The 15,912-nt window shown below is 33.7% G+C and carries 13 protein-coding genes; 9 read left to right on the top strand and 4 right to left on the bottom strand.

All coding sequences use genetic code 11. The features are described 5' to 3' along the window. Positions 1–21 precede the first annotated feature (21 nt). Positions 22–1,689, top strand: a complete 1,668-nt coding sequence (locus OA93_RS19905; protein WP_039115663.1) for a RagB/SusD family nutrient uptake outer membrane protein — start codon at positions 22–24, stop codon at positions 1,687–1,689. Positions 1,690–1,864: 175 nt separating this feature from the next. On the opposite strand, the gene OA93_RS19900 is transcribed toward OA93_RS19905, so the two are convergent. The 4 genes from OA93_RS19900 to OA93_RS19885 form a co-directional block, all read right to left on the bottom strand. Next, positions 1,865–2,425, bottom strand: coding sequence for a DUF2911 domain-containing protein (locus OA93_RS19900; RefSeq protein WP_039115661.1), 561 nt, complete (start codon positions 2,423–2,425; stop codon positions 1,865–1,867). Between the two features lie 176 nt (positions 2,426–2,601). Further along, a complete protein-coding gene (locus OA93_RS19895) occupies positions 2,602–3,414 on the bottom strand; it encodes an SDR family oxidoreductase (RefSeq protein WP_039115660.1) in 813 nt (270 codons plus the stop codon). Positions 3,415–3,520: 106 nt separating this feature from the next. Continuing rightward, complete coding sequence (locus OA93_RS19890) at positions 3,521–3,970, bottom strand: YhcH/YjgK/YiaL family protein (protein WP_039115658.1); 450 nt, start codon at positions 3,968–3,970, stop codon at positions 3,521–3,523. A gap of 161 nt (positions 3,971–4,131) precedes the next feature. Continuing rightward, positions 4,132–5,076: an alpha/beta hydrolase gene (locus tag OA93_RS19885; RefSeq protein WP_039115656.1), complete on the bottom strand. Its 945-nt coding sequence runs from the start codon at positions 5,074–5,076 to the stop codon at positions 4,132–4,134. 348 nt (positions 5,077–5,424) lie between these two features. Between OA93_RS19885 and OA93_RS19880 the strand changes: the two genes are divergently transcribed. From OA93_RS19880 to OA93_RS19845, 8 genes are all read left to right on the top strand, one after another. Then, positions 5,425–6,870: an MFS transporter gene (locus OA93_RS19880; protein ID WP_039115654.1), complete on the top strand. Its 1,446-nt coding sequence runs from the start codon at positions 5,425–5,427 to the stop codon at positions 6,868–6,870. An 80-nt stretch (positions 6,871–6,950) separates the two neighbouring features. Then, entirely contained in the window at positions 6,951–7,787 is an 837-nt protein-coding gene (gene kduI / locus OA93_RS19875) for a 5-dehydro-4-deoxy-D-glucuronate isomerase (RefSeq protein WP_039115652.1), read from the top strand. Positions 7,788–7,793: 6 nt separating this feature from the next. Then, positions 7,794–8,576, top strand: coding sequence for a gluconate 5-dehydrogenase (locus OA93_RS19870; protein ID WP_039115651.1), 783 nt, complete (start codon positions 7,794–7,796; stop codon positions 8,574–8,576). Between the two features lie 21 nt (positions 8,577–8,597). Then, positions 8,598–10,004 carry a glucuronate isomerase gene (uxaC, locus tag OA93_RS19865; RefSeq protein WP_039115650.1) on the top strand — a complete coding sequence of 469 codons (1,407 nt, stop codon included), beginning with the start codon at positions 8,598–8,600 and terminating at the stop codon, positions 10,002–10,004. Positions 10,005–10,380: 376 nt separating this feature from the next. Beyond that, positions 10,381–11,403, top strand: a complete 1,023-nt coding sequence (locus OA93_RS19860) for a sugar kinase (protein WP_039115649.1) — start codon at positions 10,381–10,383, stop codon at positions 11,401–11,403. 11 nt (positions 11,404–11,414) lie between these two features. After that, positions 11,415–12,083, top strand: a complete 669-nt coding sequence (locus tag OA93_RS19855; RefSeq protein WP_039115647.1) for a bifunctional 4-hydroxy-2-oxoglutarate aldolase/2-dehydro-3-deoxy-phosphogluconate aldolase — start codon at positions 11,415–11,417, stop codon at positions 12,081–12,083. A 196-nt stretch (positions 12,084–12,279) separates the two neighbouring features. Continuing rightward, a complete protein-coding gene (locus OA93_RS19850) occupies positions 12,280–13,746 on the top strand; it encodes a tagaturonate reductase (RefSeq protein WP_039115645.1) in 1,467 nt (488 codons plus the stop codon). A 2-nt stretch (positions 13,747–13,748) separates the two neighbouring features. Then, entirely contained in the window at positions 13,749–15,371 is a 1,623-nt protein-coding gene (locus tag OA93_RS19845) for an altronate dehydratase family protein (protein WP_039115644.1), read from the top strand. The last annotated feature ends 541 nt before the right edge of the window (positions 15,372–15,912 follow it).

Raw genomic sequence — 15,912 nt, 5'->3', positions numbered from 1 at the left:
ACATAAAAAAACAGGATATAGATGAAAAATATATTTAGTAAAATAGTAATAACACTTATTATAGCTACCGTTTCGGGATGTACAGAACCACCATTGGAACGAGTACCACAAGATAAAAATTCAAAAAGTACATTTTGGACTTCCGAGAATGATGCTCGTCTGGCGTTAAATGGTTGCTATGGTTATTTGGCTAGCGCTTATAATAATGTATATGATGATGGAGGTGCAGATAATGCATATTCTCAATATCCTTGGGAAAGTGATGCTACAGCAATTAGTGAAGGAAATATTACGTCTGCCTCACTAAACAGTAATACGTATTCGAATAAATATAAAAGTATTCGTGGGTTTAATTATTTTTTGGATAATGTAGACAAAACTATAATGAATGGAACCTTAAAAAAACGTTTCATTGCAGAAGCAAGAGTTTTACGAGCGATGGCTTATTTTGATTTAATACGTTATTTTGGAGATGTACCATTACTTACAAACGATTATGTTGACCCATTGGAAACCGCTATTGTACCAACACCCGAAAATGACATTGTTATTTTTATATTAAATGAATTATCAGCTGCCGAACTAGATTTGCCAGTGAATTATTCGGGAGGGATAAATAATGAAAAAGGAAGAATAACAAAAGGTGCTACATGGGCTATAAAAGCCAAAGTAGAATTAGAATATCATAAATGGGGAGATGCTGTAACAAGTGCTCAAATGGTTAAAAATTTAGGAGTTTATGAATTATTTAGAGGAGGAGATGCTGCCAAAATGAAAGATGATTTTTCTATGTTCGTCGATTTTTCGACTGCTACAGATCAACAGAAATTTTATAAAGGGCTAGCTAATTATAACCAACTCTTTTGGGCTATAAATGATGATAATTCGGAAACTATTTTAACTTCTCAAGCAATTACCAATTCATCTTATGAATGGGGTAGTGGTTTAAATACCTTATTATCTCCAGTAGATGTAGGCGGATGGAGCTCAATTACACCAACTATAGAGTTAGTAAATTCTTATTGGGACAAAACAGGACATACATTTGTAGCGCCTTCATCTCAGGATCGTGCATCAAATTATAATGATGGTAAACCTAATGAGGATTACTTTACAGAATTTAAAAATAGAGATACACGATTATATGCCAGTATATTATTTCCTACCTCTCCTTGGGGAAATGCTTCGGTAGGATATACATACAATTGGGATGGTAGTAGTGTTACGGGTTATAATTTTAGAAAATTAACAGATCCAGCTTATCTCGCTACGGAGTTTGATGGTGCGCAAGATTTTCCGATTATGCGCTATGCCGAAGTTTTACTTACTTATGCCGAAGCTAAAAATGAATTGAGCGGTCCTGATAGTTCTGTTTATGATGCCATAAATGATATTCGTGACCGTGTAGGTATGCCAGCGGTAGATAAAACGATATATAATACAAAAGATAAAATGCGCGAGTTGATAAGAAACGAAAGACGCATCGAGTTAGCAGGAGAGGGACAACGATTTTATGATATTCGCCGTTGGAAAATTGCAGATCAAGTAATGAAAAGTATCTACGACATAACAAATAATATTGTTCAAGAACGTGCTTGGCAACCTAAATACACTAAGCTACCTTATCCGCAAATGGCAGTAGATAAAAACCCAAATTTAAGTGCTGCTCAGGCTGCAAAAGGGTATTAAAATATTAATTCTGTATTAAACTGATGCAGCGTTAATTACATTGGTTTGGTTAAAGCACTGTCGAAATACTCCGACAGTGCTTTTTTGTAAAGTAATATTTTCAGTTTTAGTATAAAAAAAGAGATACTCAATTTAATTAAGTATCTCTTTTATATTTAGTTCTAATTGTAAAAAATTATTTAATTGTTATCGGAACTTCAACAGTTGTTTTATCCCAACCAATTACCAGATTTGCTACGGAACCATTATTAGTAAAAGTAATTGATAAAGCTTCAATAGGAGTTGATACCGCCTTAACAGGAACTGTTACTCTGGCAATATCTTTGGTTTCGTCATAGGCATAAGCTCCCCAAAGATCTATTTCTTTATTGATAATAATTGTCCATTTGTCTTTTTCAGGAATGGCAAACAAACTATAAGTTCCAGCTGGAATGTTTTTACCACCAATTGTAACTGGTTTGTAGAATTTTATTTCTGTGTTTTCGTTAGCTCCAACACGCCAAACTTCACCAAACGGAATTAATTGTCCAAAAATAGCTCTCCCTTTTGCCGAAGGTCTAGAATAAATAACCTTAATAATAGCAGTTGGGCTATCCGTTTTTTTAGATTTAACGGCTTTATTTGGGTAATAGGAAATGTCCAACGGACTTGTATCCAATGGTGCGAATTTAACATCTTGTGCATTAACAGAAAAAGCGGTCAATAAGATAATTGCTAGTAAATTAATTTTTTTCATAGTTTAATGATTTATAATAGTTTACACAAAGTAAGAGAATATCCAAGAGAAATCATATTATTCATTTTTCTTTTTTTATATCAATGTTTTAAGTGCAACTTAATGTCTGTTTCTTCAGAGAATATTTTTTAGAATTGATGATATCAAGTCAGTCGTTTTATTGAAATGATTTCTTTTTAAATACTCGTAGCAGCAAAACCACCATCTACTTTAAGGATTGTTCCCGTTACAAACTTAGACATGTCACTACATAAAAATAAAAGAGCTCCATTTATATCTTCTGGTGTCCCAAATCTTCTCATAGGAGTATTTTCGATAATCTTTTCGCCTCTTGGTGTTAATTTACCATCAGGGTTAAGTAATAAAGCCTTGTTTTGTTCACCAATAAAAAAGCCAGGAGATATTGCATTTACACGAATACCTTCACCATATTTAGTAGCTAGTTCTACTGCCATCCATTGGGTAAAATTATCAATTGCAGCTTTTGATGCCGAGTATCCAACAACTCTTGTTAGTGGTCTTTGTGCCGATGCCGATGAAATATTAATGATGATACCTTGCTTTTGCTTGGCAAAAAGTTCAGAAAATACCTGAGATGGTAGCATTGTCCCAATTATATTCAGATCTATTACCTTTTGCAAATCATCAACATTCATATCATATATTGCCTGGTCTGGACTTATGGTTGCTCCGGGCATGTTTCCGCCAGCTGCATTTATAAGAATATCCAAACGCCCGTATCGAGCTATGATGTAATCTTTTGCTTTCTCGAGTTCTTCCTTTTTTAATACGTTTGCTTGTATAGCAAAAGCTTGTCCGCCATTATTTTGTATTCTATCTACTATTTTATTCGCTTTTTCAATAGATTGTGATACGATTCCTGTGATAACGCCTTGCTTAGCCAAAACAGTAGCAAAGTTACTGCCCAACACGCCTGCACCGCCCGTTATTAAAGCAATTTTTCCTTTAAGATTAAATATTGAATCCATATAAATTAGGTACTATTTTTATTCTGTATCAAGAGATATGATCGATTATCATGTTTCTTTTCAAATCAAATTCTCTTTGCTTTATATTGTGTCCAGCCTGAATGTTTTATTTTTCAACCTTAATTACGATTTTTTTTAGCATCCCTTCACCAATCATTGCTGCATGAACATCTTCTGGGAATAAGATAGCAAACTGTTTTTCTTGCAATTGAAAAAACATATCTGGAGCGTCATGAAAAAATCGTACATCTTTTTCATCGCTATAATCTCCATTCGGACTAATGCATTTTTCTCTTGGTTTCCAGGCAAAAGTTTCAGGACCTTTTATAGAAATTTGTATGTCGATATTTTTGTCGTGACATTCAAATCCTTTGATACTTTCCTCTTTTAAAAGTCCTTCGCCTTGAATAACTATTACTTTTACCCCTTTAGCTATTTCAAATGATCCCTCCGGAAGCTTACTTATATCATTTTCGTTTACATAATTAAAAGCCTTTTTAAAGTTAGGGTGTAAACTATAATATTTTGCAGCGTTATTTAATGAATCTATAATCATTGTTTAATTTTTTTTTATTTAATTAATTCTTGTTTTGTGTAATTTTTTCTCGCTTATTGGGCATAACTTATAAGTCAATAAAGGTATTTTTCTTTTTTTTAATTTTTATAGATAAAACTGAAAAACTAGTTTTTGTATAGTGACTTCTTATTTCTATACCTTCATAAATACCCATTAGTCTTTAACCATTCCACGCAATCTTTTGTCCAGAAGAAGCTTGTATCTTTTACGCCTAAACCAAAACCGTGTCCGCCTTTTTCGTATAAATGTAATTCGGCAGAAACTTTATTGTTTTTAAGAGCCAGATAATAATTAATGCTATTTTCAGGCGGAACAACAGTATCATCGGTTGCGTGAACAAGAAAAGCATGAGGTGTTTCGGGAGTAACTTTCTTATCGTTGGAGAATTTATCGATTAATTCCTGAGAAGGATTTACGCCCAATAAATTAGTCTGAGATCCTTTGTGAGCCACTACATCGGTCATGCAAATTACAGGATAAATTAAAAGAGAAAAACTTGGACGGGCACTAACCGTATTATCCGTTTTATACACAATATCATTATAATGAGTTGATAGAGTCGAAGCCAAATGCCCTCCTGCAGAAAACCCCATTACACCAATTTTATCAGAATCTAAATTCCATTGATTGGCATTTTTTCTGATAAAACGCATTGCTTCTTGCGCATCTTGCAACGGCCCAATTGTTTTGTCTTTCATAATTAAATCGCTTGGTAGTCTGTATTTTAGTACAAAAGCTGTAATCCCGAGTGAGTTAAGCCATTTAGCAACTTTCACACCTTCTTTATCTATTGACAAATGCGAATATCCACCACCCGGAAGTATTAATACCGATGTTCCATTTGGTTTGATTTCGTGAGGTAAATATATAGCCAATGTAGGTATTGTAACAAAACTAACACCAGTTACTATTCCATCTTTTATAACTTCTTTTTCTTGATAATTAGGTGCCTTTATAGCGTCTGGAATTGCAGTTGCCCAAAGCGGAATAACTTTATCCTGAGCGTATATCGGAGTACCTATCTTTAAGGTTACAATTAGAATTATAACTGTTAGGCAATTTTTTAGATTCTTATTTTTTTTCATTTTGTATTTTTTATCGAAACTATGCCGTTTCAATGCGATATTTTCTTTATTGATTTTGCTTTTATTTAGCAGATTTTGGTTGAGTTTTCGGCCTTTAATTCTATCTTTTTTGGTAAAAGACCATTTAACAAATATATTGGTTAATGCTTACTTATGTATTGGTTTTTTTATGTGATATGTTTATTTAAATAGATTTTTTAAAAAATTATTTAAATTATTTGCTAAGTTAGTATTAAAAACTATATTTGTGCAATCGATTACATTAAAATTTATTTCTGCCTTAATTTTGAAATTGACAAGCATAAATAAAGAGAATAATTTTTTAACTATCCATAATAAACCAAAACCATGAACCAAACCACTAAATCCACTGGAAAGTATCGCTGGAGTATATGTGCATTGTTATTTTTTGCCACAACCATCAATTATTTAGACAGACAAGTGCTCTCTTTAACATGGAGTGATTATATCGCTCCTGAGTTTCATTGGACAAACAATGATTATGGAAATATTACTGCCTTATTTTCTATATTTTATGCTGTTTCTTTATTGTTTGCAGGAAGATTTGTGGATTGGTTAGATACCAAAAAAGGATTTCTTTGGGCAATCGGAATTTGGTCTTTAGGTGCTTGTTTACATGCATTTTGTGGTATTGCAACTTCTGGAATTATCACAGGTAATTGGTTTGTAGGATTTGAAGGTTCTAAAGAAATAATCAGTTCTATAAACGATACAGGAATGGTAATAAATGTGAGTGTTACTCTGTTTATTTTTGCCCGTTTCATTTTGGCAATAGGAGAGGCAGGAAATTTTCCTGCAGCGATTAAAACCACAGCCGAATATTTTCCTAAAAAAGACAGAGCATTCTCTACAAGTATATTTAATGCTGGTGCTACCGTTGGCGCATTGGCAGCACCAATATCTATTCCTTTTATAGCTAAATCTTTTGGTTGGGAAATGGCATTTATTATTATAGGTGCACTAGGTTTTGTTTGGATGGGATTTTGGGTTTTTATGTATGATAAACCAGAAAAACATCCGAAGGTATCTGCTGCTGAATTAGAATATATTCAGCAAGATGATATCGCCGATAGTAAACTTGTAGGTTACGTTCCCGAAAACACTACCAAAGTAACTTTTGCAGATTGTTTTAGATACAAACAAACGTGGGCTTTTGCTTTTGGTAAGTTCATGACCGATGGTGTTTGGTGGTTTTTCTTATTCTGGACACCAGCTTATTTAAGTTCAGTTTACGGAATGGATTCTACCCAAGCAGCTTTACCATTATTTGTATTATACATGATTACATTACTTTCTATTATTGGTGGTTGGTTGCCGACTTATTTTGTCGAGAAGAAAGGTATGAATCCATACGAAGGCAGAATGAGAGCCATGTTAATTTTTGCATTCTTTCCCTTATTAGCATTAATCGCACAACCATTAGGATATATAAGCTATTGGTTGCCAGTAATTATAATAGGTATTTCTGGTGCTGCTCACCAATCTTGGTCGGCTAATATATTTACAACAGTAGGAGATATGTTTCCTAAAAAAGCAATCGCAACCATTACAGGTATTGGCGGATTGGCAGGAGGAGTTGGATCAACATTAATTAATAAAGGATCAGGTTTGTTGTTTGATTATAGCAAAGAAACCAATATGTCTTTTATGGGTTTTCACGGAATTGAAGCGGGTTATTTTATCATTTTTTCAATATGTGCTGTTTGTTACTTAACAGGCTGGTCGGTAATGAAACTTTTAGTGCCAAAATATGCACCTATCACTGATTTATAAATAATAAATTGAGATTTGATTATAACTAATTAGAATATATTGTGTAGTTTTGTAATCGATTACATTTTTAAATAGAAATTATGACAAACTTTGAATTTAGATACGCAACAAATCCAACAGATTTTAAAAAGTATGGTACTGACGAATTAAGAGCTCAGTTTTTAATTGAGAAATTATTTATCGAAAACCAAATTCAGCTTACGTATTCTATGTACGATAGATACATTGTAGGAGGAATTATGCCAGTTGGAAAAGTGTTGAAATTAGAAACGATTCCATATTTAAAATCTGAAAATTTTCTAGACAGAAGAGAATTAGGAATTATAAATGTTGGCGGAAAAGGAACTGTAACTGTCGATGGAGAAGTTTTTGAATTAGACAAAAAAGAAGCTTTATATGTAGGTCAGGGTTGCAAAGAAGTTTTGTTTGCAAGTGCCAATGGAGAGCAAGCTTTGTTTTATATTAATTCAGCTCCGGCTCATGCCAAATTTCCAAATAAAAAAGTAGGTAAAGAAAATGCCGAAGTAATTCAGTTAGGAGAAGAAAAAACTGCAAATCGCAGGGTTTTAAATAAGTTGATTGTAAATAGTATTGTTCAAACCTGCCAGTTACAAATGGGATTAACAGAGTTATTACCTGGAAATGTTTGGAATACCATGCCAGCACATACGCATGATAGAAGGATGGAAGCATATTTCTATTTTGATCTAGAAGTACCACAAACCATTTGTCATTTCCTTGGAGAAACACAAAATACACGTCATATTTTCATGCAAAATCATCAGGCAGTTTTATCTCCAGAATGGTCTATTCATTCAGGAGCTGGAACGTCTAATTATTCTTTTATATGGGGAATGGCGGGAGAAAATTTAGATTACGGAGATATGGACATCGTTGCACCAAACGAACTAAAATAAAGAATCATGAAATTATTTGATTTAAGTAATAAAAGAGCCTTAATAACAGGAGGTACGCATGGTCTGGGTATGGCTATGGCTGAAGGTTTAGCGCAAGCAGGAGCAGAGTTAGTAATTAGTAGTACAACACCAAGCAAATTAGAAGAGGCGCTTGAATATTACAAAAGTAAAGGGTACAAAGCATCAGGATATATTTTTGATGTTACCGACGAAAAAATTGCTGCCGAACAAGTAGAAGCAATTGAGAAGAATCAGGGACCAATTCATATTTTGGTAAACAATGCAGGAATCATCAAGAGAGAACCTGCGGTGAGTATGCCAATCGAAGATTTTCGTCGTGTTATAGATGTGGATTTAGTTGGAGCTTTTATCATGTCGCAATTAGTGGGACGTAAAATGATTGAGCGCAACGAAGGTAAAATTATCAATATTTGCTCGATGATGAGTGAGTTAGGTCGAAATAGTGTTTCTGCTTATGCTGCTGCAAAAGGAGGTTTGAAAATGCTTACCAAAAACTTAGCTACCGAATGGGCTAAACATAATATTCAGGTTAACGGAATAGGGCCGGGTTATTTTGCTACTTCGCAAACAGAACCTATTCGCGTAGACGGAAATCCATTTAATGAATTTATTATAAGTCGTACTCCTGCGGGACGATGGGGAGATCCAGAAGATTTAGCCGGAACAGCAGTTTTTTTAGCTTCTGAAGCTAGCCGATTTGTAAACGGTCAAATCATATATGTTGATGGTGGAATCCTTGCCACAATCGGTAAACCATCAAACGAATAACCACTCAATTATATAAAAAGTATGAGCGCAAATCAGACATTCATAAACGATAATTTTTTACTCGAAAATAAATTTGCGGAAGAATTATATCATAATTACTCCAAAAATCAACCGATAATAGATTACCATAATCACCTGAATCCGCAATTTATTGCTGAAGATAAAATCTTTGAAAATACTACTCAGGTTTGGATAAATGGCGATCACTACAAATGGCGCGCTATGCGTACATTGGGTATTAATGAGCAATTTATAACAGGAAATGGTTCTGATAAAGATAAGTTCATAAACTGGGCAAAAACAGTTCCGTACACGATGCGTAATCCTTTGTATCATTGGACACACTTAGAATTGGCTCGTTATTTTGATATTTATGATTTATTGAATGAAAAATCGGCTGAGCGTATCTACATCGAAACTTCAGAGAAAATAAATTCGGAAGCGTACAGCACACAAAATTTGCTTAAAAAAGTAAATGCCGAAGTGGTTTGTACGACCGAAGATCCAATTGATAATTTAGAATACCATATAAAACTAGCCAAGAACCCAATTGGGACTAAGATGAGTACGGCTTTTAGACCAGATAAAGCCATCTTAATTTCTAATGATGGTTACAATCAATACATTGATACTCTGGGAGAAGTTGCAGGGATTACAATTAGTTCTTATATTGATTTATGCAGCGCTTTAAAAAACAGAATTGAATATTTTGCTAAAAATGGTTGCAAACTTAGTGATCATGGATTAGACCAGATTTACTTTGAAAACTTCACTGAAAGTGAGATTAATTCCATCTTCAAAAAGAAAAGAGAAAATCAAACAATTACGCCTGATGAAGCCTTAAAATTCCAAAGTGCTGTATTGTTATTCTTGTCTGAAACCTATCATGAATTTGGTTGGGTACAGCAATTTCACTTAGGCGCATTGCGAAATAATAATGCGAGAATGCACAGGATTTTAGGACCAGATACTGGTTGGGATTCTATTGGGGATTATCCGCAAGCACAAAAACTATCTTCATTTTTAAATGCATTAGATAGCAAAGATAAATTGACAAAAACAATCATTTACAACCTGAATCCAGCCGATAATGAAGTTATGGCAACGATGATAGGAAATTTTAATGACGGTAGTATTAGAGGTAAAGTTCAGTTTGGATCAGGATGGTGGTTTTTGGATCAAAAAGACGGAATGACCAAACAATTAAACGCACTTTCGAACATGGGATTAATTAGTTGTTTTGTGGGAATGCTAACCGATTCCAGAAGCTTTTTATCGTTCCCAAGACATGAATATTTCCGACGTATTCTTTGTAATCTTTTAGGTGACGAAATAAAACGCGGAGAACTTCCTAATGACATGGAATGGATAGGAAAAATGGTTCAGGATATATCTTATAATAACGCAAAAGAATATTTTAAATTTTAAAGGTTAATTAACCGCAAAGATTTGAACCATTAAGAGATTAAGAAAAATTAAGGGTTTGAGTTTAAAAGAATGAAAAGAATTGGATTGTGAAAAAATTAACCGCAAAGCTTTAGAATCATTTTATCCCGAAGCTTCGGGAGTGGTAAAAAAAAGTTTCACGCAGATTTAGCAGATAAAGCAGATTTTTTTAATCAGTGGCAAGAAAAAATCTTTTAATCATAATAATCAGTGGCAAAAAAAAACGGTTATAAGGCTAAATCTTAATTTTTCTTAATCTCTTAATGGTTCAAAATTTTGCGCCCTTTGCGTAAATCTTTGCGCCCTTAGCGGTTAAATTATCCTAATGGTAAATAAATAATATTAATAAGTATTTATAATGAATAAAGTAGTTGCATTCGGTGAAATTATGTTGCGTCTTTCTACAGAGAGACACCTCCGTTTTTCTCAAGCTAAAACATTTGGATCTAATTATGGCGGAGGCGAATTTAATGTTTGCGTGTCTTTGGCTAATTATGGTTTAAATGCTGAGTTTGTTACACGATTACCTGAAAATGAAATCGGTGTTTCGGCAGTAAAAGAAATGCGAAAAATGAATGTGGCTTCCCAAAATGTAATTTATGGTGGAGAGCGTTTAGGAATTTATTTTCTGGAAACAGGTGCAGGAACACGCGGAAGTAATGTCGTTTATGACCGTGCGCATAGCTCGATGGCAACTATTGAAAAAGGATTAATCGATTGGGAAAAAGTTTTAGAAGGTGCAAATTGGTTTCATTGGAGCGGAATTACTCCAGCGATTTCTCAAAGTGCTGCCGAAGCTTGTCTTGAAGCTATTAAAGTGGCTCATAAAATGGGAATTCCGATTTCATGTGATTTAAATTATAGATCAAAATTATGGCAATATGGCAAAGCTCCAAGCGATGTTATGCCAGAGATGTTACAATATAGCAATGTTATTTTAGGAGATATTGATACGGCATATTTCATGCTTGGAATCCTTAAAGTAAACCCTAATTATCAGGATGATAAATCACTCCCTGTTTTGTATAGTAAGTTATTTGAACTGATTCCGAATTTAAAAACTGTCGCAACAACTTTACGCTATTCTGTAAGCGCCTCTCACCAAAGAATTGGAGGTGTATTATTTGACGGAAAAGCAATTTATCAGGCTGCCGTACAAGAGGTAACACCAGTTGTGGATCGTGTAGGAAGTGGCGATGCTTTTATGGGAGGATTAATTTACGGATTACTGGAATACCCAAATAATAACCAAAGAGCATTAGATTTTGCAGTTGTAGCTTGTTGTTTAAAACATACTATTTCAGGCGATTATAATTTGGTAACGTTAAAAGAAGTTGAAAATATGCTAGATGGTAATTCGGCAGGATTAGTATCAAGATAAATAATATAAAAATGGCAAAATATTCAAGAATAGAAGTAGCTACGACAATGAAAGAAAACGGTATGATTCCGCTTTTTTTTCATTCAGATATAGAGATAAGTAAGAAAGTATTAAAAGCGTGTTACGATGGAGGTTCTAGATTAATGGAATTTACGAGTCGTGGTGATTTTGCTTTTGAAGTGTTTGGGGCTTTAAATAAATATGCTTTGGCTGAATTGCCCGGAATGATTCTGGGTGTAGGATCAGTTACCGATGCAGCAGCGGTTTCATTATATATGCAATTGGGAGCCAATTTTATTGTGACGCCAGTACTTAGAGAAGATATTGCAATAGTTTGTAATCGTCGCAAAGTATTGTGGTCACCGGGTTGTGGTACACTTACCGAGATTGCCAAAGCCGAAGAATTAGGTTGCGAAATTGTAAAATTATTTCCAGCAGATACTTATGGACCAGAATTTATAAAAGGAATAAAAGGACCATCTCCCTGGACAAGTATTATGCCTACGGGCGGAGTTTTCCCAACCGAAGAAAGTTTGTCATCCTGGCTTAATGCTGGTGCAACTTGCGTAGGAATTGGTTCGCAATTAATCTCAAAAGAAATAATAGAAAATAATGATTTTGAAGGACTAAAAAACAAAGTCAGTGAAGTTCTTGAGATTATTAAAAAAATTAGAAAATAAAATACGGAATAGCCATTCCTAAAGATTGTTTTTAAATGTTTTTTTGATTTTTAAGTTGTAATAGAGCATTATTCTTGCAGAATAAAACCTGCCAGTCCTCACAACAAGTTTTGTTGACAGTAAGTATAATGTTTCTTTTACAACTGAAGGTTTGAAATTTTTAATTCAATTATATACAACACTTTAAGTTATAATAATGAAAAAACTAAATAGAGAAAATATAGGATTATCCGATAAACTTCCAATAAAAATTGTTCAATTTGGAGAAGGAAATTTTTTGAGAGCATTTGTAGAATTTGCTTTTCAGAAACTGAATCAAGATGCCAATTTTAATGCAGGAATTGCTGTTGTACAGCCTATCGATAAAGGCTTGGTTAATATGATTAACGACCAGGATGGTTTGTATACATTATTCATGAAAGGGATAAAAAAAGGAGAAGAAATTCAGGAAAAAGAATTGATTACAAATATTGTAAAAGCAGTTGATCCTTATGCTTCTTTTAATGAGTTTTTGGCTTTAGCCAAAGAAGAAGAATTAGCTTTTATCATTTCTAATACTACCGAAGCAGGTATAGAATATATCGCTAGTGATAAGCCTACAATGCAACCACCAGTTTCATTTCCTGCTAAATTAACGGTGCTTTTGCACGAAAGATTTAAACATTTTAATGGAGATAAGTCTAAAGGATTAACGATTATTCCTTGCGAATTAATCAATTATAACTCGGATACTTTAAAAGAGATTATATTAAAATATTGTGCAGATTGGAGCCTTGAAGTAGATTTTACATTATGGCTTTTAAATCATTGTACTTTTCATAATACATTAGTAGATCGTATCGTTCCGGGTTATCCAAAAGATCAAATAGAAGAATACAACAAACAGTTGGATTACTCAGATAATTTGATTGTAAGTGCCGAAACATTCTTTTTGTGGGTTATAGAAGGAGATGATAAATTGAAGGCAAAACTTCCGTTTGAGAAAACCAATCTGGATGTGAAAATTGTTGCCGATATGCAACCGTATAGAACTCGTAAAGTTAGAATCTTAAATGGTGCACATACTGCAATGGTTCCGTTTTCTCTTCTTTATGGAAATGAAACGGTAAAGGAAACAGTAGATAATCCATTTACAGGTGACTTTGTAAATAAAGCCGTTTTTGATGAAATAAACGAAACATTAAACATGGATAAGGATGAGCTAATAAGCTTCTCTGATGAAGTCTTGGATCGTTTTAGAAACCCATTTATAAAGCATTTATTATCCAGTATTGCATTGAACTCTATTTCGAAATTTAAAGTTCGTGTTTTGCCAAGTTTAGTCGAATATGTTGCAATTCACAACAAGCTTCCAATTCATTTAACGTTTGCTTTTGCTTGTTTGATTCGTTTTTATAAAGGCACTTGGCAAAATCAAGCTTTACCAATTAATGATAGTGAGGATATTGTTACTTTCTTTGATGGACTTTGGAAATCCGATGATTATGAGAAAATAGCACGACTTACTTTGCAAAATAAAAGTTTCTGGGATGAAGATTTAACGCTGATTCTGGGCTTGACAAAAGCAATTACAATTGCATTAGAGGAAATTGATGCAAACGGAATTGAGAATGGTTTTGCTAATTTCCAAAAACAATTAAATACAACAACTCAGAACGTTTAATCATGGCAACTCAAAAAAAATTAATAAAAGTTCATCCTACCGATAATGTAGCAGTAGCTTTGGTAAATCTTTCAGCTGGTGAGGTCATCAATTTTGAAGGTGAAGACATCACTATTAAGACTGATGTGAAAATGAAACATAAAATTGCTTTGTCTGATTTTGCGTCAGGTGAAAAAATTATTATGTATGGTGTTTTGGTCGGAAGAGCAAGTCAAACGATTGTAAAAGGAGATGTACTTACGATAAGTAATGTAAAACATGAAAGCGCTAAAGTATTCGAAAAAACAGAATCGATTGGTTGGACTGTTCCAAATATCGATAAATGGAAAGATAGAACTTTTGATGGATATCATAGAGAAGATGGGCAAGTAGGAACTGAAAATGTTTGGTTGTTTTTTCCTTTGGTTTTTTGTGAAAACAGAAATATCGAAATCCTAAAAGATATTTTCGAGAAGGAATTAATGAAACCTAAAGAGAATGATTATCAGTTATTATTGCGCTCTTTGGTAAAATCAGAAAGTGGTGGCGCTAGTAATGAAGCGGCTTCTAATGATTCTAATTTATTCAATAATATAGAAGTAAAATTCATCACCCATCAAGGTGGATGTGGAGGTATTCGTCAGGATTCGCATAGTTTAGCCAAACTGTTGGCTGGTTATGTAAATAATCCTAACGTGGCTGGAGCAACCGTATTGAGTTTAGGATGTCAGAATCTTCAAATACAAATCTTTAAAGATGCTCTGGACGAGATAAATCCTAACAGTAAAAAGCCTGTTTTAATTTACGATCAGCAACAAATAGGAACTATTGAGGCAATGCTTAGTAGCGTTGTAAAAGATACATTTGAAGCTATTAAAAAAGCGAATGAAATACAAAGAACGCCAGCTCCATTATCTAAATTAAAAATTGGATTAGAATGTGGTGGATCTGATGGTTTCTCAGGAATTTCGGCCAACCCAACATTAGGAATAACATCTGATTTATTGGCTGCTTTAGGAGGAACTACAATTCTTTCGGAGTTTCCAGAATTATGTGGAGTAGAGCAGGAGTTGGTAAACCGATGTGTAGAAGACGAGAGCGGAAAACGTTTCTTGGAATTGATGAAATGGTATGAAAAAACAGTTGTCGATGCAGGTTCTGGATTTGACATGAACCCTTCACCAGGAAATATAAAAGATGGTTTAATTACCGACGCAATGAAATCGGCTGGAGCTGCCAAAAAAGGCGGAACTTCGCCAATTGTAGGTGTTTCGGATTACGGAGAATATATTACAAAACCAGGTTTAAACTTGCTTTGTACTCCAGGAAATGATGTAGAATGTACTACGGCAATGGTTGGTTCTGGAGCAAATATGGTTTTGTTTACAACAGGTTTAGGAACTCCAACAGGAAACCCAATTGCGCCAGTTGTAAAAATTTCATCAAATTCTGAGTTGGCTGCAAAAATGTCGGATATTATCGATATTGACACAGGTGGAATCATCACAGGAGAAAAATCTATTGAAGAAATGGGTGATGAAATGTTAGAATTTATAATAAATGTAGCAAGTGGTAAGATTAAAACGAAGGCTGCGATTTTAAACCAAAACGATTTTATTCCTTGGAAACGTGGGGTTTCGCTTTAGACAGGTTTGTGGCTAAAAATTTAACCGCAAAGTAAGCAAAGATTTTCGCAAAGTAAGCAAAGATTTGAACCATTAAGGCATTAAGAAAAGTTAAGTAAAAGACTATCAGAAATGATGGTCTTTTTTTGTTTAATTCCCACCCAATCTTGTCACCCTGAGGAACGAAGGGTCTCCGTGAGTAGTTCGATAACCTAAAAAATACTTTGTGTTAGTTTCTTGTGGAAACCCTTCGTTCCTCAGGGTGACAAGTTCGCGGTTGTTTTACTCAAAATAATACTCTTTAGAGTTTAATTTTTTATAAAACTTATATTTTCTTAAGTGACTTATATGTTTCAAAAAGGTAACCATATAAGTTATATAAGTTCATTTAAGCGAAACGTTTATAAAACTTAATTTTTCTTAATATCTAAATGGTAAAAAGAAAATATCTAAATGGTAAAAATGGTTTAAAATATAAAAGTTAACCATATAAGTTATATAAGTTTATTTAAGCGAAACGCTTATAAACCTTAATTTTTCTTAATATCTAAATGGTAAAAAG

Origin of the sequence: Flavobacterium sp. KMS, from assembly GCF_000813005.1 — a bacterium.
Taxonomy (GTDB): Bacteria; Bacteroidota; Bacteroidia; order Flavobacteriales; family Flavobacteriaceae; genus Flavobacterium.
The sequence above is the reverse complement of the archived record's forward strand: the minus strand, read 5'-3'. Positions and strand labels throughout refer to the sequence as shown.

Bases quoted from the DNA above. Each gene is read 5' to 3' on its own strand.
- OA93_RS19905 (WP_039115663.1), top strand. From the start codon at position 22: ATGAAAAATATATTTAGTAAAATAGTAATAACACTTATTATAGCTACC.
- OA93_RS19900 (WP_039115661.1), bottom strand. From the start codon at position 2,425: ATGAAAAAAATTAATTTACTAGCAATTATCTTATTGACCGCTTTTTCT.
- OA93_RS19895 (WP_039115660.1), bottom strand. From the start codon at position 3,414: ATGGATTCAATATTTAATCTTAAAGGAAAAATTGCTTTAATAACGGGC.
- OA93_RS19890 (WP_039115658.1), bottom strand. From the start codon at position 3,970: ATGATTATAGATTCATTAAATAACGCTGCAAAATATTATAGTTTACAC.
- OA93_RS19885 (WP_039115656.1), bottom strand. From the start codon at position 5,076: ATGAAAAAAAATAAGAATCTAAAAAATTGCCTAACAGTTATAATTCTA.
- OA93_RS19880 (WP_039115654.1), top strand. From the start codon at position 5,425: ATGAACCAAACCACTAAATCCACTGGAAAGTATCGCTGGAGTATATGT.
- kduI (WP_039115652.1), top strand. From the start codon at position 6,951: ATGACAAACTTTGAATTTAGATACGCAACAAATCCAACAGATTTTAAA.
- OA93_RS19870 (WP_039115651.1), top strand. From the start codon at position 7,794: ATGAAATTATTTGATTTAAGTAATAAAAGAGCCTTAATAACAGGAGGT.
- uxaC (WP_039115650.1), top strand. From the start codon at position 8,598: ATGAGCGCAAATCAGACATTCATAAACGATAATTTTTTACTCGAAAAT.
- OA93_RS19860 (WP_039115649.1), top strand. From the start codon at position 10,381: ATGAATAAAGTAGTTGCATTCGGTGAAATTATGTTGCGTCTTTCTACA.
- OA93_RS19855 (WP_039115647.1), top strand. From the start codon at position 11,415: ATGGCAAAATATTCAAGAATAGAAGTAGCTACGACAATGAAAGAAAAC.
- OA93_RS19850 (WP_039115645.1), top strand. From the start codon at position 12,280: ATGAAAAAACTAAATAGAGAAAATATAGGATTATCCGATAAACTTCCA.
- OA93_RS19845 (WP_039115644.1), top strand. From the start codon at position 13,749: ATGGCAACTCAAAAAAAATTAATAAAAGTTCATCCTACCGATAATGTA.